Source organism: Aeromonas sp. 82P (genome assembly GCF_051919365.1).
Classification (GTDB): domain Bacteria; phylum Pseudomonadota; class Gammaproteobacteria; order Enterobacterales; family Aeromonadaceae; genus Aeromonas; species Aeromonas veronii.
Window position 1 is genome coordinate 3,806,733 of sequence record NZ_JBQBEV010000001.1, and the last position, 19,518, is coordinate 3,826,250.

Sequence of the window (19,518 nt, forward strand, 5' to 3'; positions counted from 1 at the left end):
ACTAACCGCTTACTCACTGTCATCACGTCGTTTTATGGCGTGATGACAGGAAGTGATGGATAAAAAACCAGTTCTAATTGCCATCTCGGGCTATAACCTGCGGGCGCATCTGGTATAGTTAGGCCCGCATTTTATCCCCATCTGGCTCGCAGGAATTTCAAGATGTCCAAATTTGCCCGTTCAGTTCTTCTGGCCTCACTGATCAGCGTAACCGCCCAGGCCAATACGCCGGTGCCGACACCGACCCCGAATGCCATGCCCATGGTGGTTCCCGCCGCGCCGGAGATCTCCGCCAAGGCCCATATTCTGATCGACTACTACTCCGGTCAGGTGCTGGCTGAGCAGAACGCCGAAGAGCGTCTGCCGCCCGCCAGTCTGACCAAGATGATGACCTCCTACATCATCGGCCAGGAGCTGCTGAAGGGGAACATCAAGCGCACCGACATGGTGACCATCAGCCAGAACGCCTGGTCCAAGAACTACTCCGACTCCTCCAAGATGTTTATCGAGGTGGGCAAGCAGGTCTCCGTCGATGATCTCAACAAGGGCATCATCATCCAGTCCGGCAACGACGCCTGCGTCGCCATGGCCGAGTTCCTGGCGGGCAGCACCGACTCCTTCGCCAGCCTGATGAACAGCTGGGCCGCCAAGCTCGGCATGAACGACAGCCACTTCATGAACCCGCACGGTCTGGATGCGGAAGGTCACTACAGTACCGCTCACGATATGGCCCGTCTGGGTCAGGCGCTGATCCGCGACCTGCCGGAGGAGTACAAGATCTACTCCCAGAAATCCTTCGTGTTCAACGGCATCACCCAGCACAACCGCAACCGCCTGCTGTGGGATCAATCCCTGCAGGTGGATGGCATCAAGACCGGCCACGTCAGCCAGGTCGGCTATAACCTGGTCTCCTCTGCCACCAACAACGAAGGCATGCGCCTGATCGCCGTGGTACTGGGCGCCAGCAGCGAAGCCTCCCGCGCCGCCGAGAGCAAAAAACTGCTCACCTATGGCTTCCGCTTCTTCCAGAGCCTGACCCCGTACAAGGCGGGCACCGAGCTGGTCACCCAGAAGATCTGGATGGGCGACAAACCGGAAGTGAAACTGGGCGTCGACAAAGATGTCTCCGTGCTGGTCACCCGCGGCCAGGGCAACAACCTGAAGGCTGACTTCCAGCTCGACAGCGAGCTGAAAGCGCCGCTGGCCAAGGGTCAGCGCGTCGGTACCGTGTTCCTGAAGCAGGGCGACAAAGAGATCAAGCAGGTGCCGCTGGTCGCCCTGGAAGAGGTGCAGGAAGGTGGCTTGATGAGCCGTCTGTGGGACTACCTGGTACTGCTGGTCACCAGCTGGTTCAAGTAATCCAACGCACAATCCTCACCAAACAGCGGCGCCAACAGGCGCCGCTGCTGTCTGTGACCGGCAAAGGCAGTGAATAACCCTGTAAACTGCAGGTTCCGCCTTACCCTGATTTGTGGTAAAAAGCAGCACTTCCATCCTTGTCTGACCGATCCTGGCCTTGATCCCGGTCCGGGCAGCGCCCATATAGTTATGAGCCGTGCCCATATAGACTTGAAATGGCGGCCTCCACGGGCCATCGGCCACTAGCCATCCAAGATGAAGTCATCCCGGTGATGACGCAAAAGGTGAGTAAATGAATACCAAGTTTGATGAACTGCTGGAGTTTCCCTGCAAATTCCCGTTCAAGGTACTCGGCGTTGCCGACCCGGCACTGCCGGAAATGGTGGTTGAAGTGCTGCAGCAGCACGCCCCCGGCACCTACAGCCCGACAGTCCAGCCCAGCTCCAAGGGCAACTACCACTCGGTCCGCGTGACCGTGACTGCCCAGAGCAAAGAGCACATCGAAGCGATGTACCACGCCCTTGGCAAGATCGAGCTGGTGAAATACGTACTGTAATTTCTCTCTCGCCCCGTTTTGCGGGGCGACTGTTTTTGGCCGCAGCACGCCGCGAGGACGCCATGTCATCCCAGATCCCCGCCCAGTCCAGCCTGATTGTCAGGCAGCTGGGTCGCCGCCCCTACCAGCCGGTATGGGACGCCATGAAAGCCTTCACCGACAACCGCACCAGCGACACCCCGGACGAGTTCTGGGTGGTCGAGCACGATCCCGTCTACACCCAGGGTCAGGCCGGCAAGGCCGAACACCTGCTCAATCCGGGCAATATCCCGGTGGTGCAGAGCGATCGCGGCGGTCAGGTGACCTATCACGGCCCGGGCCAGCTGGTGCTCTACGTACTGGTGGATGTCCGCCGCTGCAAATTCTCGGTTCGCGAGCTGGTGACCGCGCTGGAGACAGCCATCATCAATACCCTCGCCAAAAGCGATATCCAGGCCTATGCCAAGGCCGATGCCCCCGGGGTCTATGTGAAAAATGACCTTGGCATGGAGGCAAAACTGGCCTCGCTGGGTCTGCGCATCCGCAAGGGGTGCTCGTTCCACGGGCTGGCCCTCAATATCAACATGGACATGACCCCCTTCCTGCACATCAATCCGTGCGGCTATGCGGGCATGGCCATGACCCAGACCAGCGCCTTGGGCGGCCCGCAGAGCGTGGCCGAGGCGCAATCCATTCTGGTGGCCGAGCTGGCTCGCCTGATTGGCTATCAAACAATAACAAACACCGAGAGTGAATCATGAGCAAACCCGTTCGTATGGAGCCGGGCGTCAAGCTGCGCGATGGCGACAAGATGGCCCTGATCCCGGTGAAATTCATGCCGGATCCCAACGAAGAACTCCTTCGCAAGCCGGACTGGATGCGGATCAAGCTGCCCCCCTCCAGCCAGAAGATCGAACACATAAAGAGCACCTTGCGCAAGAACAAGCTGCACTCGGTCTGTGAAGAGGCCTCCTGCCCCAATCTGGCGGAGTGTTTCAACCACGGCACCGCCACCTTCATGATCATGGGCGCCATCTGCACCCGCCGTTGCCCCTTCTGCGACGTGGCCCACGGCCGCCCGCTGGCACTCGATCCGGAAGAGCCGAAGAAGCTGGCGCTGACCATCAAGGAGATGAACCTCAAGTATGTGGTGATCACCTCGGTGGACCGCGACGATCTGCGCGACGGCGGTGCCCAGCACTTCGCCGACTGCATCCGCGAGATCCGCGAGCACAGCCCGCAGACCCGCATCGAGATCCTGACCCCGGATTTCCGTGGCCGGATGGAGCAGGCACTGGAGGTGTTCCGCGAAACCCCGCCGGATGTGTTCAACCACAACCTGGAAACCGCGCCGCGCATGTATCGCGTCGCCCGCCCGGGTGCCGACTACAAGTGGTCGCTGGAGCTGCTGCGCCGCATCAAGGAGATGCACCCCCACGTACCGACCAAATCCGGTCTGATGATGGGCCTTGGCGAGACCAACGAAGAGATCGTCGAGGTGCTCAAGGATCTGCGCGCCCACGGCGTCAACATGCTGACCCTGGGTCAGTATCTGCAGCCGAGCCGCCACCACCTGCCGGTCAAACGCTACGTGCCGCCCGCAGAGTTTGACGAGCTGAAAGATGTCGCCATGGAGCTGGGCTTTACCCACGCCGCCTGTGGTCCTTTCGTTCGCTCCTCCTACCATGCTGATCTGCAAGCCAAGGGCGAAGAGGTCAAATGATCTCGCACGACAGAGAGGCCAAATAACCGCCTCCATCTCAATTAAAAAGAGCGCCCATTGGCGCTCTTTTTATTGGTATCACTGACCGTTGCAGCTGGATGTACTCATCAGCCGTGGTCGAAGATCCCCTGCTGATGCCAGCGTTGCAACTGGGCCAGCACCCGGGTCTCTCGCGCCGTCCACTGGGGACAGGGCCCCGCCAGCTGGGTCTTGTTGGTCTGCAGCGCTTCGTCGAGGGCAAACCAGCCGGGCACGAAGCCAAGGCGGATCTCGTAGGGCTGCGGCTGCGGGGCCACCAGCTGATCGCCAATCCGGCACAAGTAGTAGAGCGAGCGGATACAGTAGGCATCAAACCCCGGCTCGCGGGCGGCGCGATATTCACGGGTCTCGCCAAGCAGGCCCCCCACTTCCCGCAGCTCGGCACCGCACTCCTCCAGCAGCTCGCGAGCGAGCGCCACATGGTGGCTCTCCCCCGCTTCAATGCCGCCCCCGGGGAACATCAGATCGCCGTTGACCCGGGAGTGAACGAGCAGCAGCTCATCGCCACGGGGCACCACGGCACGCACCGTGAGGCGCTCCAGAGTACGGCCATCGGTACGTACCTCGCCATGAACGAAAGAGAGATCGAACGGATTGGGCCAGCAGCTGGCCGGGGAGAGCATCGTCATCACTGCCTCAGGGCCGGTAGCTGCCATGCTTGAGCTGCTCGACAATTTCGGCAGCCCGCACATCGTAACCATCCTGCTCTGTCTTGCTCAGGGTGTGGTAGATGCCAAAACGCTTGGCTGAGACCTCGGGGCTATCCTGAAACGACTCGCTCACCTTGCCCCACAGATAGGCCAACCCATACTGTTTCTGGCCCATATAGAGGGTGCTGAGGGAGGTGAATATACGGCTGTTTACCTTATCCCCCTCCTGATAGAGGGATAGGCCATGCTGCAGGGTGGCGATGGCCTTTTCCGGGTCGCTCTTGGCGTAGATACCGCCGAGCGCCAGTTGCAGCTCGGGTTCATCCAGCGCCTTGGAGCCTTCCAGCGCCATAAACTGCTGGCGAGCCAGCTCGTTGGTGTTGTTGGTCCAGTGCCAGAGCAGCAGGTAGGGATCTTGTGAATTGCGAGTCGCCGCATCGAGCTGGGCCAACTGATCCCCGGCCGCCAGCATACCCTCGACCCGTGGACTCTTCTGCTCGCGGGCATTCTTGTATTCAATGCTGGTGGAGCGCTCGGCACACTTGAGATAGCGCTCAAGGTTACGCATCAGCTCGTACTTGCGCCGATCCGTCCCCTCTTCCTTGAGATAGAAGCGACTGCGGATCACATCGGTACGCTCGTAGCGACACCAGCCATCGTCCACCAGATCCTGACAGAGCTCGGCATGGTTGCTGCAGATATTGTGGATCCGATCGTCATTGCAGCCAGCCACGGCAAGGCCGACTGAAAGCATGATGAAGGTCTGTCGCAGGGGGAAATTGGCCATGGTTCACATCTTGTTGGTAACGCGGGTTGGTAACAACTGGCGCCTTTACGGGCCACCTCCGGCTAGCAAACCGGTTACATATCCATTACAATGCGCGCGCCATATAAGGCCGCGATTGCAGAATAATATAACGAAATATACACCCCTACACTGATCTGCATTCGACGAATTTTCTATTTACACCAACAACGTGAAATAAAGGATCTGGTCAATGACCCACGAGCACTACTTGCAAGCGTGGCAGGAGAGCCAGGAGCTCGCCGAAGCCATGCAGCCCTTGATTGGTCGCCTCTACCGACAACAAGGGGTCGAGATCACCCTCTACGGCCGCCCGCTGCAAAACGCCTCCACCATCGATATCCTCAAGGCCCACCGGGTCGTCCGCCGCCACCAGGGCGCCCCCCTCCCCATCCAGCAAAGCTTCCCCCTGCTTCAGGCCATCGTTGCCCTCAAACCCACCGCCGCCGAGGTTGACCTTGGCAAGCTGGCAGTCGGCTACTGGCAGGATCATCAGGATGAAGCGGGGATCGAGGACTATCTGCAAGCGCGACTGGCACCGGCCCTTGGCCGCAGCCAGATGCCGCAGCCGACCGACGTGGTGCTCTACGGCTTTGGCCGCATCGGCCGCCTGCTGGCCCGCCTGCTGATCGAGCGCACCGGCGCAGCCAATCCGCTGCGTCTGCGCGCCATCGTGGTACGCGGTGGTCGCGACGGGGATCTGGAGAAACGCGCCAGCCTGCTGCGCCGCGACTCGGTGCACGGTCCCTTCAATGGCTCCATCGAGGTGGATGTGGAGCGCAGCGCCATCATCGCCAACGGCACCTTCATTCAGGTGATCTACGCCAATAGCCCGGCCGACATCGACTACACCGCTTACGGCATTCACGATGCGCTGATCGTCGACAACACCGGCGTCTGGCGTGACGAAGCGGGCCTCTCCGAGCACCTGAAAGCGCGCGGTGCCGGCAAGGTACTGCTGACCGCCCCCGGCAAGGGGGAGATGAAAAACGTGGTGTTCGGGGTCAACCATGAGGTGATAGGCCCGGATGACAGGATCATCTCCGCCGCCTCCTGCACCACCAACGCCATCACCCCGGTGCTCAAGGTGATGCAGGAGCGATACGGCATCCGCCACGGCCACGTGGAGACGGTCCACTCCTACACCAACGATCAGAACCTCATCGACAACTACCACAAAGGCGAGCGCCGCGGTCGCAGCGCGGCCCTCAATATGGTGATGACCAGCACCGGCGCCGCCAAGGCGGTAGCCAAGGCGCTGCCCGAGCTCAAGGGCAAGCTGACCGGCAACGCCATCCGGGTGCCGACCCCCAACGTCTCGCTGGCAATTATCAACCTGTCGCTGGAACAGGCCACCGATCGGGAGAGCCTCAACGCCTATCTGCAGCAGATGGCGCTAAGCTCGGCCCTGCACCGCCAGATCGACTTCAGCGCCAGTACCGAGCTGGTCTCCTCCGACATGGTAGGTTCCCGTTATGCGGGCATCGTCGACTCCCAGGCGACCATCGCCGAAGGGGATCATTGTGTGCTCTACGTATGGTATGACAACGAGTTCGGGTACAGTTGTCAGGTAGTGCGGGTGATGGAACAGATGGCTGGCGTAGTCCGCCAGGATCTGCCGGCATAGACCGATAGGGTCTACCTGCATGGCCCATCAGACCCCGCTGTTTATGGCTCAATAGTTCAAGGAGAGGCCAAATGTCGTTTCAACAGGGTGAGTTTTTACAAGCTATCAGGCAGATGCCCGAAGAGGTGTATGAGCGGCTCAAAACCGCAGTCGAGCTGGGCAAGTGGCCCGATGGCAAGCCCCTGACCGACGAGCAGAAGGCCACCTCCCTGCAAGCCGTGATGGCCTGGCAGGCGATGCATCTCGACAACCCCGAGCACATGAACATAGGTCGTGACGGCGAGATTGTGATGAAGAGCAAGAGCGAGCTCAAGCGTCAGTATCGCGACGAGGAAGAGATAGTGCGGGTCGATCTTAACCATTGAACCTGACCCGGCAGGCCGCTCGCAGCGACCACAGCAAAGAGGGGAGCCATGATGGCTCCCTTCTTTTTCCACTCTCCCCATGGTAGGGAGGTCAGAAGCTGTTCACGACCTGTAGCGAGAAGACGTCAGCAAGGTGAAGAGCAGCGCAGGAACCGGAGTGTATATACATACATGAGGATTCCGAGCAGCACATGAGCCTTGATCACGGCTTCGCAGTAAGGTCGCGGACAGTTTCTCAGGGCGTCAGCTCCCCGCGCAGGGACTGCTGCATCAACTCGCGAATCCGGTGGGAGGGCAAGTCCTGACTCAGCAGGAAGTGGAGCTTGGTGAGCGCCGCTTCGGCGGTCATATCAAAGCCCGAGATAACCCCGGCCCGCGACAGGGCGTTGCCGGTGGCATAGCCCCCCATATTGACCTTACCGTGCAGGCACTGGCTCAGGTTGACGATGATGACGCCGCGGGCCGAGGCCTCGGAGAGCAGCGCCAGCATGGCCGGGTTTTGCGGCGCATTGCCCACCCCGAACGAGAGCAGGATCAGCGCCTTCACCGGCTGTTGCAGGATATTGGCGATCACCTCGCTGGAGATCCCCGGATAGAGGGTTACCACGCCGATCGGCTGGGGGGTAATGTCGTGCAGCACCAGCGGCCGCGCGGAGGGCACGCCCAACTCGCCCGCTTCCAGCGAGATGGCGATCCCGGCATTGAGCAGCGGCGGATAGTTGGGGGAGTCGAAGGCGTGGAAGCCGTCGGCGTGCACCTTCTTGCTGCGGTTGCCGCGATAGAGCTGATTGTTGAAGAACAGCGTCACCTCGTGGATCGGGTAGTTGGCCGCGATATAGAGGGCGTTGAGCAGATTCTGCTGACCGTCGGAGCGCAACTCGGCCAGCGGGATCTGGGAGCCGGTGATGATGACCGGCTTGTGCAGATCTTCCAGCATGAAAGAGAGCGCCGAGGCGGTGAACGACATGGTATCGGTGCCATGCAGGATCACAAAGCCATCGTATTTCTCGTAGTTGTCGCGAATGTCTTCGGCGATACGCTGCCAGTCCGCCGGGGTCATGTCGGAGGAGTCGATGAGAGGGGCATATTCGTGGATATGGTAATCCGGCATCTCGGGGCGGTGGAACTCGGGCATCCGCGCCAGACAGTCTTCCATAAAGCCCGCCATCGGCACGTAGCCGTGATCGGAACGCTGCATCCCAATGGTGCCGCCTGTGTAGGCAATGTAGATAGACTTCTTCACACCCTCTCCTCTTGATGAAGTGAACACCGCCAAAACATGAACCATGTCGGGGTGAACCACAATGTCAACGCCCGCCAGCGCCTCTGCGTGCAGCGGAAACCGGCGAATTATAGAGACTGGCGCCCCAAATGACAGCCGTTCCATGCACCCTTTTCGGCTTTTCTGCCCTCTACCTACATAGTGTTAAATGTCACAATAAACCACTAAAACGAGCATTAATACGACAAAGATGGAATTAAACGATGCTTTTTGCTACAATCCGCCGGATTTTACTAAAATCTCATCTGGATGCCTGAGCATTTCAGGCCCGCACAAGCCCCATCTTTCCTGGGGCGGGGAGATGTTTCCCCTTCTTTGCTGGCACATAAGCCACACTGTTTTCATCCCGGCTGAATCTGTAAGTCTTTTGCTATGAAAGACACAGCCAATCAACATGGGAGTACTGAATGTTACAACTTGATTCCTACGCAACGCTGGTCGCTGCCACTCTGGTATTGCTGCTGGGCCGGGTGTTGGTTACCCGAGTCGGGCTGCTGCGTACCTTCAACATCCCCAAACCGGTAGCCGGCGGCCTGGTGGTCGCGCTGGTACTGCTACTGCTGCGCTCCACCCTGCAGATGGAGCTGCAATTTGATACCAGCCTGCAAACCCCGCTGATGCTGGCCTTCTTCGCCTCCATCGGTCTCTCCGCCGATCTCGCCAGCCTGAAACGCGGCGGCAAGGCGGTGGTTACCTTCCTGATGGTGGTCACCGGCCTGCTGCTGGTACAAAACAGTCTGGGGGTCGGTCTGGCGACCCTGCTCGGTCTGGATCCCCACATGGGGCTGCTGGCTGGCTCCATCACTCTCTCCGGCGGCCACGGCACCGGGGCGGCCTGGAGTGCCACCTTCTCCGAGAAGTACGGCGTGCAATCCGCCGCTGAGCTCGCCATCGCCTGTGCCACATTCGGTCTGGTGCTGGGCGGCCTGATTGGCGGCCCGGTGGCTCGCTATCTGGTGAAGAAAGTGCAAGTGCCCGGTGAGGAGCACAATCAGGATGAGGCCCCCCAGGGCTTCGAAATGCCGGATATGGAGCGCCCCCTCACCACTTTCAGCGTCATCGAGACGCTGGCGCTGATCGCCATCAGCCTCAAGGGAGGCGAGCTGCTCTCCGCCTCGCTCAAAGGGGGCGCCTTCGAGCTGCCAATCTTCGTCTGCGTGCTGTTTGTCGGCGTGCTGCTGCGCAACGTCCTGACCCTGTTGAACTGGCATGAAGTGAGCGATCGCGAGGTCTCCCTGCTGGGCAACGTCAGCCTGTCGCTGTTCCTCGCCATGGCGCTGATGAGCCTGAAACTGTGGGATCTAGCCAGCCTGGCCCTGCCCATCTTCATTTTGCTGGCCGCCCAGACCGTGGCAATGGCGCTCTACGCCATCTTCGTCACCTTCCGGGTGATGGGCAAAAATTACGATGCGGCCGTGCTGGCGGCAGGTCACTGCGGCTTTGGCCTCGGGGCCACCCCAACCGCGATTGCCAACATGCAGGCCATCACCCAGCGCTTCGGTCCCTCCCACCTGGCGTTTCTGGTGGTGCCCATGGTGGGCGCCTTCTTTATCGACATCATCAACGCCATGGTGATCAAGCTGTTTATGGCGATGCCATTCCTGTAATTCCCTTTCCGTCAGACGTATATGATCAGAGCCCACCTTTCGGTGGGCTCTTTGTTTGTTCTCTACTCGCCAGCTGACGCAGGCAGAGCCGGGGCTCGTATCCGCCATCAAGGTGACCTGCGAGCAACCTAAACAGCCCGAAATCACCAAGCCCGCACTCCCCCGAACAACAAAAAGCCCCGCACTCGACAGAGGGCGGGGCTTGTTTATCTCAGCCGGAACAGGCCGAGAGTTGCACTTTACAGGATAAAGGTCGACACCTGCTGGTTAAGGTCAGCAGCACGCCCTTTGAGGCTGTGGGCCTGATCCAGATCGCGCATGGCAGATGCGGTGATCTCGTCACTCACATCCTTGATGGCGGTGGTGTTCTGGGTGATCTCGCCGGTCACCTGAGTCTGCTCCTCGGCGGCAGTGGCGATCTGACCGGCCATGTCGGAGATGAGGGAGATGGCGCTGGTGATCTCTTCCAGCGCGCGCACCGCCTGATCGGCATCCTGCACACTGTTGTCCGCCAGCCCCTGACTGGTCTGCATCAGGCTTACCGCACGGGCGGTAGTCTGTTGCAGGGTCTCGATGGTGGACTGGATCTGCTGGGTGGAGTCCTGAGTACGGCGCGACAGCACCCGCACCTCATCAGCGACCACCGCAAAACCACGCCCCTGCTCACCGGCACGGGCCGCTTCAATGGCCGCGTTCAACGCCAGCAGGTTGGTCTGCTCGGCAATCCCCTGGATGGTGGAGAGAATGCTGGTGATCGCCTGCGCGTGACGGCTCAGCTCGCCGATCACCTCGGTCGCCTGCCCCACCTCTTCAGCCAGACCATTGATGGACTGGCGGGTCTTGTTGACCAGCATCTTGCCCTGCTCACTGCTCTGGGCAGATTGCTGGGCAGCGGCGGCGGTGTTCTCGGCGTTACCGGCGATCTCCATGGTGGCGCTCGCCATCTCGGTGACCGCCGTGGCGACCATGGTCACCTCCTGCTGCTGACGCTGCAACTCGTCCACCGCGGCCTGGTTGGTCACCAGACTGCGCTCGGCATCGGCGTTCAACTCGTTGGCCAGCTGACGGATATTGCCGATCAGCTGATGCTGGCTACCGACGAAACGGTTGAAGCTGTTGGCCAGTTGGCCCACTTCGTCGTTGGCGTCGATCTTGATGCGCTGGGTCAGATCGCCATTACCATCGGCAATGCGGGCCAGTGCCTGAGAGACCTTGGTGAGCGGGCCAAGCAGCATGCTGACCAGCCAGGAGATAGCGAGGATGCTACCCACCAGCACCAGCAGCGCCATCCCCAGCTGGGTCATCAGCAGGGAGGAGAGCGGCGCTTCCAGCGCGGCCTTGTCCAGCACCAGCACCAGTTCCCAATCCGTGTCGGGGATATCAGCCGCCCACAGCAGCTTGTCGCGACCTTCGCTGTCGAAGTAGGCCGGAACCAGATCCTTGCTTGACTTGCTCTGCTCGATCAGCGCGTTGGTCAGATCGTTGTCGATCTCGCTGGCCGGTTTCATCGCCTTGGCAGCATCCTTGTAGGCGATGATGGTGCCATCCTTGTGCATCATGATGGCGAAACCGTCGGCAGGCAGCTGCATCTTGGTCACGTCTTCCACCAGCGAGGCGATGGAGAGGTCACCACCGACTACCCCGCCAGCAACCGGCTGGGCCAAGGTCACCACCATGATGTTGTAAGCCACATCGAGATAGGGCTTGGTGACAATCAGGCCACCTTTGCTCATCGCCTCCTGATACCAGCCACGGGAGCGCGGGTCGTAGCCATCGCGGTTGATGGAGGGATCGGAGTCATTCATCTTGCCGCTGCTCTCACCGAAATAGGTGAGCTGGAAACGGCCGGAAACTTGTGCCTGTTGCAAGGCATTGAGGGGTTCGGCACCGGCCTTGTTGCCGAGCGCCTGGATCACGTCGCGACGGGCTGCGAGCCAGTCGCTGACACGCTCGGCCTGCTGGGTGCCCAGCCGTTGCAACTGCTCCTGGCTGCCTTGCAGCAACAGGGATTTCTGGCTGCTATAGCTCTGCCAGGAGAGCAACAAAATCACCAACGAAAGGGCGATCACCACTGACAACAGTATCTTCTGCTTGAGTGACAGGTTTTTCATCATGTGTTCTTCTTATTGAGGTGAGGAGCGGGTTTTTCCCTAAATTGCACAACACTACACGTAGTCATTAGCGACCCGAATGGCCAAAACTGAACCTGAAAATGGGTCTGCGGGCGATATTTTCTACCGAGGTGGAGAAAAGTGCACCAGAAATTGACGGCATGAGCCGCACAAGCCAAGGCAACCCTGTTTATTCCTTCCACAATTGGCTAGAATATCCCGTTTTTAAATCACATCGACCCTGAGAGTTTTCACGATGTTCGAAGTTAATCCCGTATTAAATAAACTTAAGGAGCTGTCTGAGCGGACCGAGCTTCTTAGGGGGTACCTTTGACTATGACGCCAAGAAAGAGCGTCTAGAAGAGGTCAACGCCGAGCTGGAACAGCCGGACGTATGGAATGAACCCGAGCGCGCACAGGCGCTGGGCAAAGAGCGCGTAGCGCTGGAAAACGTGGTCGGCACCATCGACACCCTGACCCAGGGCGTGGATGACGTCGAGATGCTGGTGAGCCTGGCCGTGGAAGGGGAAGACGAAGAGACCTTCAACGAAGCCATCGCCGAATCCGAACAGCTGGAAGCCAAGCTGGTGGATCTCGAGTTCCGCCGCATGTTCTCCGGTCAGCACGACGGCTCCGACTGCTATATCGATATTCAATCCGGCTCCGGTGGTACCGAAGCACAGGATTGGGCCAACATGGTACTGCGCATGTACCTGCGCTGGGGCGATGCCCACGGCTACAAGCCCGAGCTGATTGAATGCTCCGAAGGCGACGTGGCTGGTATCAAATCCGCCACCATCAAGTTCACCGGCGAATATGCGTTCGGCTGGCTGCGTACCGAAACCGGCGTACACCGTCTGGTTCGCAAGTCCCCGTTCGATTCCGGTGGCCGCCGTCACACCTCCTTCTGTTCTGTGTTCGTCTACCCCGAGATCGACGACGATATCGATATCGAGATCAACCCGGCGGATCTGCGGATCGACGTCTACCGTGCCTCCGGTGCCGGTGGTCAGCACGTTAACCGAACCGAATCCGCGGTGCGTATTACCCACGTTCCGACCGGTGTCGTGGTACAGTGCCAGAACGACCGTTCCCAGCACAAAAACAAAGACCAGTGTATGAAGCAGCTGAAAGCCAAGCTCTACGAGCTGGAAATTCAGAAGCAGAACGCTGAGAAACAAGCCCTGGAAGAGACCAAGTCTGATATCGGTTGGGGCAGCCAGATCCGTTCCTATGTGCTGGATGACTCCCGTATCAAGGATCTGCGCACCGGCGTCGAAACCCGTAATACCCAATCGGTGCTCGACGGTGACTTGGACAAGTTTATCGAAGCCAGCCTGAAATCAGGTCTGTAAACAAGCAGGAATCACCATGTCTGAACAAACCATCACTCCGGAAGTCGACCAAACTCTCGAACTCAACAACGAGATGACCGAGCGTCGTTCCAAGCTGGCCGCCCTGCGCGCCCAGGGTAATCCTTTCCCCAACGACTTCCGTCGCGACAGCCTCTCTGGCGATCTGCACGCAGAGTTCGACGACAAAAGCGCCGAGGAGCTGACGAGCCTGGGTAAACGGGTGAAGATTGCCGGTCGCATCATGACCCGCCGGATCATGGGCAAGGCTTCTTTCGCCACCCTGCAGGACATGGCCGGCAAGATCCAGGTCTACGTCACCCGTGACGACCTGCCGGAAGGTTTCTACAACGAGCAGTTCAAGAAGTGGGATCTGGGCGACATCGTGGGTGTCGAAGGTACCCTGTTCAAGACCCAGACCGGTGAGCTCTCCGTTCACGTTTCCGATATCCGCCTGCTGACCAAGGCACTGCGTCCGCTGCCCGAGAAGCACAAAGGCCTGACCGACCAGGAAGCTCGCTGCCGCCAACGCTACCTGGATCTGATCGCCAACGAAGAGTCCCGCAAGACCTTCATGATCCGCACCCAGGTGGTTGCCGGTATCCGCAAGTTCTTCAACGAAAAGCGCTTCATGGAAGTGGAAACCCCGATGATGCAAGTCATCCCGGGTGGTGCTTCCGCGCGTCCGTTCGTCACTCACCACAATGCGCTGGACATCGATATGTACCTGCGTATCGCTCCGGAGCTCTACCTGAAGCGTCTGGTGGTTGGTGGTTTCGAGCGTGTCTACGAGATCAACCGCAACTTCCGTAACGAAGGTATCTCGGTTCGTCACAACCCCGAGTTCACCATGATCGAGTTCTACATGGCCTACGCCGACTACATCGATCTGATGGACCTGACCGAAGAGCTGCTGCGCACCCTGGCGCAGGACATTCTGGGCGACACCAAGATCCGTTACGCCAAAGAGGGCGAAGAGGGCCTGACCATCGATTTCGGTCAGCCGTTCCAGCGCCTCACCATGGTCGAGTCCATCCTGAAGTTCAACCCGGACGTAACTCTGGACGATCTGGCTACCCTCGAGAGCGCCAAGGCCGTTGCCAAGCGTCTGCACATCGAGCTGATGAAGGGCTGGGAACTGGGCCACGTGATCACCGCGATCTTCGAAGAGACCGTGGAGCACATGCTGCTGCAACCGACCTTCATCACCGAGTACCCGGCCGCCGTTTCTCCGCTGGCTCGCCGCAACGACGTGAACCCGGATGTAACCGACCGCTTCGAATTCTTCATCGGTGGCCGCGAGCTGGCCAACGGCTTCTCCGAGCTGAACGATGCAGAAGACCAGGCCAAGCGCTTCCAGGATCAGGTTGATCAGAAAGAAGCAGGCGACGACGAAGCCATGTTCTACGACGCCGACTTCGTCACCGCACTGGAGCACGGCCTGCCGCCGACTGCCGGTCAGGGTATCGGTATCGACCGTCTGGTCATGCTGTTCACCAACAGCCACACCATCCGTGACGTCATTCTGTTCCCGGCCCTGCGTCCGCAGAAGTAAGGTTCATGCCCGCCGGGATCCACCCCGAGCGTGATAGCCAATAAAAACGCCCCGCGACTGCGGGGCGTTTTTCTATCTTCCTTACCACTAAATCACTTTATAAATTCAATAATGGAATAAAGAAGATATTTTTATTCTTTGTTGTTATCCAACACGCCCTTTAATCTGGCCAAAAATCAGACCATGGAAGACGCGTGTGATGCAATTGAAGGATTCCCCATTCAACCTCTCCCCCCTCTCTGACGAGCAACAACGTCAGCTGGGTCAGGTACTCTCGACCCTCAATACCCAGCAACTGGCCTGGGTGAGCGGATATCTCTACGGCCTCTCCCAGAGCGGTCACCAGAACGTTGCTGCCAGCGCCGCCGTGGCTGCGCCCAGCGGCAGCCTGACCATTCTCTACGGCTCCCAGACAGGCAACGCCAAAGGGGTCGCCACTGCCATCAAGGCGCAGGCCGAGGCACGTGGCCTACCCGTCACCCTCGCGTCGATGGCCGACTACAAACCCAAGCAGCTCAAGAAAGAGAGCCACCTGCTGGTGGTAGTGAGCACTTACGGGGAGGGTGAACCGCCGGAGAGCGCCGTCGATCTGTTCGAGCAGCTTAAAAAAGGCAAGATTGGCAAGCTGGACGGGCTCAAGTTCGCCGTGCTGGGGCTGGGTGACAGCTCCTACGAATTTTTCTGCCAGACCGGTAAAGATTTTGATAACTTCCTCGCCAAAGCAGGGGCCGAGCGCATTTATGAGCTCGCGAGCCTTGATGTGGATTATCAGGATGCGGCCAAGGCGTGGGGCGAGCAGGCACTCAACGCCATCACCGCGACGCTCTCTAGCGCAGCGGCCAGCAGCAGCGTGGCCAGCGCGGTGCAGCAGGCGGTCGGCCACAGCCAATACAGCAAGGAAAATCCTTTCGCTGCCCGCCTATCGGTCAATCAGAAGATCACCGGCCGGGATTCCACCAAGGATATCCGCCATATCGAGATCAATCTGGCCGACTCCGGCCTCACCTATCAGCCGGGGGATGCCCTCGGGGTCTGGTTCGACAATGACGCCGAACTGGTGGGCGAAGTGCTGGCCCTGACCGGCCTCTCTGGCGATGAAGCCACAGCCCACGGCACCTTGCGTACCGCACTGACCGGTCACTTCGAACTGACCCGGCTGCACGGCGGCTTTATCACAGGGCTCGCTGATATATCGGACAATGCGGCGCTGAAAGATCTGGCGGGCGACAAGGCCCAGGTCAATGCGCTGGTGGCCTCCGCCCAGATTGTGGATGTACTGAAGCGATTCCCGACCGCCCTCACGGCCGAGCAGCTGGTCAGCCTGCTGCGCCCCCTCACCCCGCGCCTCTACTCCATCGCCTCCGCCCAGAGCGAGGTGGAAGAGGAGGTGCACCTGACCGTCGGTGTGGTGCGCTACCGCCAAGAAGATGGCACTGTGCGCTCTGGCGCCGCCTCCTCCTATCTGGCGGATCGGCTGATTGAGGATGGCGAGGTACGGGTATTCGTCGAACACAACGACAACTTCCGCCTGCCGCAAAACCCCGACACCCCCGTCATCATGGTGGGCCCGGGCACCGGCATCGCCCCGTTCCGCGCCTTTATGCAGGAGCGGGAAGCTCAGGGCGCGGAAGGCAAGAACTGGCTCTTCTTCGGCAACCCCCACTTTACCCAGGATTTCCTCTATCAGGTGGAGTGGCAGCGTTATGTGAAATCGGGGCTGCTGTCGAAGATCTCGCTAGCCTTCAGCCGGGATCAGGCCAACAAGATTTATGTGCAGGACCGCCTGCGTGAAGCTGGCCAGGAGCTCTACCAGTGGCTGGAAGCAGGCGCTCACTTCTATGTGTGTGGCGACGCCAACAAGATGGCCAAGGATGTACAGGAGGCCCTGCTGGATGTAATTGCCGAACACGGTCACAAGAGCCGTGAGGAAGCTGAAGAGTATTTGAGCGAATTGCGTCGTGCCAAACGTTATCAAAGGGATGTCTATTGATGAGCAAACAACCTCTTTCTCACCCAAAAGCGGGACCGGTCGAAGGGCCGCTGGCCGACAACGAGCGCCTCAAGCGCGAGAGCAACTTCCTGCGCGGCACCATAGAGCAAGATCTGCAGGACCCGCTCACCGGCGGCTTTAACGGCGACAACTTCCAGCTGATCCGCTTTCACGGCATGTACCAGCAAGATGACCGCGACATCCGCCCGGAGCGCGCCGCCCAGAAGCTGGAGCCGCTGCACAACGTCATGCTGCGTGCCCGCCTGCCGGGTGGGATCATCACCCCGGCCCAGTGGCAGATCATCGACAAGTTCGCTGAAGAGCACAGCCTCTACGGCAGCATCCGCCTGACCACCCGTCAGACCTTCCAGTTCCACGGGGTCTTGAAGCGCGACATCAAGCTGATGCACCAGACCCTCAACAGCACCGGTATCGACAGTATTGCCACCGCGGGCGACGTGAACCGCAACGTGCTCTGCACCAGCAACCCGGTGGAGTCCGAACTGCATCAGGAGGCCTACGAGTGGGCCAAGAAGATATCCGAACACCTGCTACCCAAGACCCGCGCCTACGTGGAGATCTGGCTGGACGGTGAAAAACTGGGGCAGGACGAGGAGCCGATCCTGGGCTCCAACTACCTGCCGCGCAAATTCAAGACCACTGTGGTGATCCCGCCTCACAACGACGTGGATATCCACGCCAACGATCTCAACTTCGTGGCGATTGCCGAACACGGCAAGCTGGTAGGCTTCAACGTGCTGGTGGGCGGCGGGCTGGCCATGACCCACGGCGACACCAGCACCTATCCGCGCAAGGCGAGCGACTTTGGCTTCATCCCACTCTCCCACGTGCTGGAGGTGGCGGCGGCCGTAGTCAGCACCCAGCGCGACTGGGGCAACCGGGTCAATCGCAAGAACGCCAAGACCAAGTACACCCTTGAACGCGTCGGCGTCGAAGCCTTCAAGGCCGAGGTGGAGAGCCGTGCCGGCATCCAGTTTGGCGAAGTGCGTCCCTATGAGTTCACCAGCCGTGGCGATCGCTTCGGTTGGGTCGAGGGGATCGACGGCAAGCACCACCTCACCCTGTTTATCGAGAATGGCCGCCTGCTTGACTTCCCGGGCAAGCCCCTCAAAACCGGCATGCTGGAGATCGCCAAGGTGCATCAGGGGGATTTTCGCCTGACCGCCAACCAGAACCTGATCATCGCCGGGGTACCTGCCAGCGAAAAAGCCCGTATCGAAGGGCTGGCGCGCCAATACGGCCTGCTGGATGACGGCGTAAGCGAGCAGCGCAAGCAGTCCATGGCTTGTGTGGCCCTGCCCACCTGCCCGCTGGCGATGGCCGAGGCCGAGCGCATGCTGCCGGCGTTTGTCACCGACATCGAAGGCTTACTGGCCAAGCACGATCTCGCCGATGACGCCATCATCTTCCGGGTCACCGGCTGCCCCAACGGCTGCGGCCGCGCCATGCTGGCGGAAGTGGGTCTGGTGGGCAAGGCTCCCGGCCGCTACAACCTCCATCTGGGGGGCAACCTGGAAGGCACCCGCATTCCGCGCCTCTATCAGGAGAACATCACAGAGCCGCAGATTTTGGCCGAACTGGACGCGCTGATCGGCCGCTGGGCCAAAGAGCGCAATCAGGGTGAGTGCTTCGGCGACTTCGTGATCCGGGTTGGGGTGATTGCGCCCGTTATCGACTCTGCGAGGGACTTCTATGCCGCTTAATGTCACTGAAGATGGCCGCCTTGACCTGCAGGCACTGCTGGCCCTCGGCCGTGAGGAGCAAGTCGAGGCGCTGGCCCCCCTCAACCGGGAGCTGGATACCATGAGTGCCCACGAGCGGGTGCGCTGGGCCCTGGCAAATCTGCCGGGGGAGCATGTGCTCTCCTCCAGTTTCGGTATTCAGGCGGCGCTGATGCTCCATCTGGTAAGTCGCGAACGGGCCGACGTGCCCGTGGTGCTTACCGATACCGGTTATCTGTTCCCCGAGACCTACCGCTTTATCGACGAGCTGACCGAGCGCCTCGCGCTCAACCTGAAGATCTACCGGGCCGAGCTCAGCCCAGCCTGGCAGGAGGCGCGATTTGGCCTCCTGTGGGAGCAGGGGGTAGAGGGGATCACCCGCTACAACCAGCTCAACAAGGTGGAGCCGATGGACCGTGCCCTGCGTGAGCTGGGGGCCCAGACCTGGTTCTCCGGCCTGCGCCGGGAGCAGTCCGGCAGCCGTGGCAAGCTGCCGGTGCTGGGCATCCAGCGCGGCCGTTTCAAGTTCCTGCCGGTGATCGACTGGAGCAACAAGGATGTCTTCTACTACTTCAAGGAGTTCGACCTCCCCTACCATCCGCTGTGGGAGCAGGGTTACCTCTCGGTGGGCGATGTCCACACCACCGCCAAGTGGGAGCCGGGCATGAGCGAGGAGCAGACCCGCTTCTTCGGCCTCAAGCGCGAGTGCGGTTTACACGAGGAAAATGGCGAGAACGACGGCTCAGGCATCTAATCCCGTCTTGAAAACCCAACAG

16 protein-coding genes are annotated in these 19,518 nt (G+C 60.0%); 12 read left to right on the forward strand and 4 right to left on the reverse strand.

Translation table 11 applies throughout. From position 1 onward, the window contains the following. The first annotated feature begins 162 nt into the window (after nt 1–162). The 4 genes from ACTG2S_RS17350 to lipA all read left to right on the forward strand — a co-directional run bounded on the left by ACTG2S_RS17350 (nt 163) and on the right by lipA (nt 3,617). A complete protein-coding gene (locus ACTG2S_RS17350) occupies nt 163–1,359 on the forward strand; it encodes a D-alanyl-D-alanine carboxypeptidase family protein (RefSeq protein ID WP_005335176.1) in 1,197 nt (398 codons plus the stop codon). A 292-nt stretch (nt 1,360–1,651) separates the two neighbouring features. After that, nucleotides 1,652–1,915, forward strand: coding sequence for a DUF493 family protein YbeD (ybeD, locus tag ACTG2S_RS17355; protein WP_005335178.1), 264 nt, complete (start codon nt 1,652–1,654; stop codon nt 1,913–1,915). Nucleotides 1,916–1,977: 62 nt separating this feature from the next. Next, nucleotides 1,978–2,655: a lipoyl(octanoyl) transferase LipB gene (gene lipB, locus ACTG2S_RS17360; protein WP_040066806.1), complete on the forward strand. Its 678-nt coding sequence runs from the start codon at nt 1,978–1,980 to the stop codon at nt 2,653–2,655. Further along, nucleotides 2,652–3,617: a lipoyl synthase gene (gene lipA / locus ACTG2S_RS17365; protein WP_005335190.1), complete on the forward strand. Its 966-nt coding sequence runs from the start codon at nt 2,652–2,654 to the stop codon at nt 3,615–3,617. The genes lipB and lipA overlap by 4 nt, the downstream gene beginning before the upstream one ends. 107 nt (nt 3,618–3,724) lie before the next feature. Here lipA and ACTG2S_RS17370 read toward each other — a convergent pair whose 3' ends face one another. Together ACTG2S_RS17370 and ACTG2S_RS17375 are read right to left on the reverse strand one after the other, a co-directional pair. Beyond that, nucleotides 3,725–4,285, reverse strand: a complete 561-nt coding sequence (locus tag ACTG2S_RS17370; protein ID WP_139741108.1) for an NUDIX domain-containing protein — start codon at nt 4,283–4,285, stop codon at nt 3,725–3,727. A gap of 7 nt (nt 4,286–4,292) precedes the next feature. Next, nucleotides 4,293–5,093, reverse strand: coding sequence for a DUF2989 domain-containing protein (locus tag ACTG2S_RS17375; RefSeq protein ID WP_439983011.1), 801 nt, complete (start codon nt 5,091–5,093; stop codon nt 4,293–4,295). Between the two features lie 211 nt (nt 5,094–5,304). Here ACTG2S_RS17375 and ACTG2S_RS17380 point away from each other — a divergent pair, with 211 nt between their 5' ends. Further along, on the forward strand, nt 5,305–6,738 hold the full coding sequence (locus tag ACTG2S_RS17380) for a glyceraldehyde-3-phosphate dehydrogenase (RefSeq protein ID WP_043822179.1): 1,434 nt from the start codon (nt 5,305–5,307) through the stop codon (nt 6,736–6,738). Nucleotides 6,739–6,809: 71 nt separating this feature from the next. Beyond that, nucleotides 6,810–7,103, forward strand: coding sequence for a YeaC family protein (locus ACTG2S_RS17385; protein WP_005335194.1), 294 nt, complete (start codon nt 6,810–6,812; stop codon nt 7,101–7,103). Between the two features lie 235 nt (nt 7,104–7,338). Here ACTG2S_RS17385 and ansA read toward each other — a convergent pair whose 3' ends face one another. Continuing rightward, nucleotides 7,339–8,346 carry an asparaginase gene (ansA, locus tag ACTG2S_RS17390; protein WP_042054747.1) on the reverse strand — a complete coding sequence of 336 codons (1,008 nt, stop codon included), beginning with the start codon at nt 8,344–8,346 and terminating at the stop codon, nt 7,339–7,341. 446 nt (nt 8,347–8,792) lie between these two features. On the opposite strand from ansA, the gene gltS reads away from it, so the two are divergent. Beyond that, nucleotides 8,793–9,992 (forward strand): sodium/glutamate symporter, encoded by a 1,200-nt coding sequence (gene gltS / locus ACTG2S_RS17395; protein WP_005348115.1) that lies wholly within the window; start codon nt 8,793–8,795, stop codon nt 9,990–9,992. Between the two features lie 239 nt (nt 9,993–10,231). Here the strand turns inward: gltS and ACTG2S_RS17400 are convergent, their stop codons facing one another. Continuing rightward, nucleotides 10,232–12,103 (reverse strand): methyl-accepting chemotaxis protein, encoded by a 1,872-nt coding sequence (locus ACTG2S_RS17400; RefSeq protein ID WP_274160831.1) that lies wholly within the window; start codon nt 12,101–12,103, stop codon nt 10,232–10,234. Nucleotides 12,104–12,359: 256 nt separating this feature from the next. Here ACTG2S_RS17400 and prfB point away from each other — a divergent pair. The 5 genes from prfB to ACTG2S_RS17425 all read left to right on the forward strand — a co-directional run bounded on the left by prfB (nt 12,360) and on the right by ACTG2S_RS17425 (nt 19,496). Then, nucleotides 12,360–13,458 (forward strand): peptide chain release factor 2 gene (prfB, locus tag ACTG2S_RS17405; RefSeq protein WP_100645262.1). Its coding sequence is split into 2 segments (ribosomal slippage): nt 12,360–12,434 and nt 12,436–13,458, totalling 1,098 coding nucleotides; the frame shifts between segments, so codons are not numbered across the junction. 16 nt (nt 13,459–13,474) lie between these two features. Continuing rightward, nucleotides 13,475–15,010, forward strand: coding sequence for a lysine--tRNA ligase (gene lysS, locus ACTG2S_RS17410; RefSeq protein ID WP_005335201.1), 1,536 nt, complete (start codon nt 13,475–13,477; stop codon nt 15,008–15,010). A 199-nt stretch (nt 15,011–15,209) separates the two neighbouring features. After that, a complete protein-coding gene (locus ACTG2S_RS17415; RefSeq protein ID WP_279498648.1) occupies nt 15,210–17,000 on the forward strand; it encodes an assimilatory sulfite reductase (NADPH) flavoprotein subunit in 1,791 nt (596 codons plus the stop codon). After that, nucleotides 17,000–18,724, forward strand: a complete 1,725-nt coding sequence (cysI, locus tag ACTG2S_RS17420; protein ID WP_376891746.1) for an assimilatory sulfite reductase (NADPH) hemoprotein subunit — start codon at nt 17,000–17,002, stop codon at nt 18,722–18,724. The genes ACTG2S_RS17415 and cysI overlap by 1 nt, the downstream gene beginning before the upstream one ends. Beyond that, nucleotides 18,714–19,496, forward strand: coding sequence for a phosphoadenylyl-sulfate reductase (locus tag ACTG2S_RS17425; protein WP_274160777.1), 783 nt, complete (start codon nt 18,714–18,716; stop codon nt 19,494–19,496). The genes cysI and ACTG2S_RS17425 overlap by 11 nt, the downstream gene beginning before the upstream one ends. Nucleotides 19,497–19,518: the final 22 nt, after the last annotated feature.

What these genes read in the sequence shown, in the direction of transcription:
- ACTG2S_RS17350 (WP_005335176.1), top strand. Translation starts at nt 163, where the DNA reads ATGTCCAAATTTGCCCGTTCAGTTCTTCTGGCCTCACTGATCAGCGTA.
- ybeD (WP_005335178.1), top strand. Translation starts at nt 1,652, where the DNA reads ATGAATACCAAGTTTGATGAACTGCTGGAGTTTCCCTGCAAATTCCCG.
- lipB (WP_040066806.1), top strand. Translation starts at nt 1,978, where the DNA reads ATGTCATCCCAGATCCCCGCCCAGTCCAGCCTGATTGTCAGGCAGCTG.
- lipA (WP_005335190.1), top strand. Translation starts at nt 2,652, where the DNA reads ATGAGCAAACCCGTTCGTATGGAGCCGGGCGTCAAGCTGCGCGATGGC.
- ACTG2S_RS17370 (WP_139741108.1), bottom strand. Translation starts at nt 4,285, where the DNA reads ATGACGATGCTCTCCCCGGCCAGCTGCTGGCCCAATCCGTTCGATCTC.
- ACTG2S_RS17375 (WP_439983011.1), bottom strand. Translation starts at nt 5,093, where the DNA reads ATGGCCAATTTCCCCCTGCGACAGACCTTCATCATGCTTTCAGTCGGC.
- ACTG2S_RS17380 (WP_043822179.1), top strand. Translation starts at nt 5,305, where the DNA reads ATGACCCACGAGCACTACTTGCAAGCGTGGCAGGAGAGCCAGGAGCTC.
- ACTG2S_RS17385 (WP_005335194.1), top strand. Translation starts at nt 6,810, where the DNA reads ATGTCGTTTCAACAGGGTGAGTTTTTACAAGCTATCAGGCAGATGCCC.
- gltS (WP_005348115.1), top strand. Translation starts at nt 8,793, where the DNA reads ATGTTACAACTTGATTCCTACGCAACGCTGGTCGCTGCCACTCTGGTA.
- ACTG2S_RS17400 (WP_274160831.1), bottom strand. Translation starts at nt 12,103, where the DNA reads ATGAAAAACCTGTCACTCAAGCAGAAGATACTGTTGTCAGTGGTGATC.
- lysS (WP_005335201.1), top strand. Translation starts at nt 13,475, where the DNA reads ATGTCTGAACAAACCATCACTCCGGAAGTCGACCAAACTCTCGAACTC.
- ACTG2S_RS17415 (WP_279498648.1), top strand. Translation starts at nt 15,210, where the DNA reads ATGCAATTGAAGGATTCCCCATTCAACCTCTCCCCCCTCTCTGACGAG.
- cysI (WP_376891746.1), top strand. Translation starts at nt 17,000, where the DNA reads ATGAGCAAACAACCTCTTTCTCACCCAAAAGCGGGACCGGTCGAAGGG.
- ACTG2S_RS17425 (WP_274160777.1), top strand. Translation starts at nt 18,714, where the DNA reads ATGCCGCTTAATGTCACTGAAGATGGCCGCCTTGACCTGCAGGCACTG.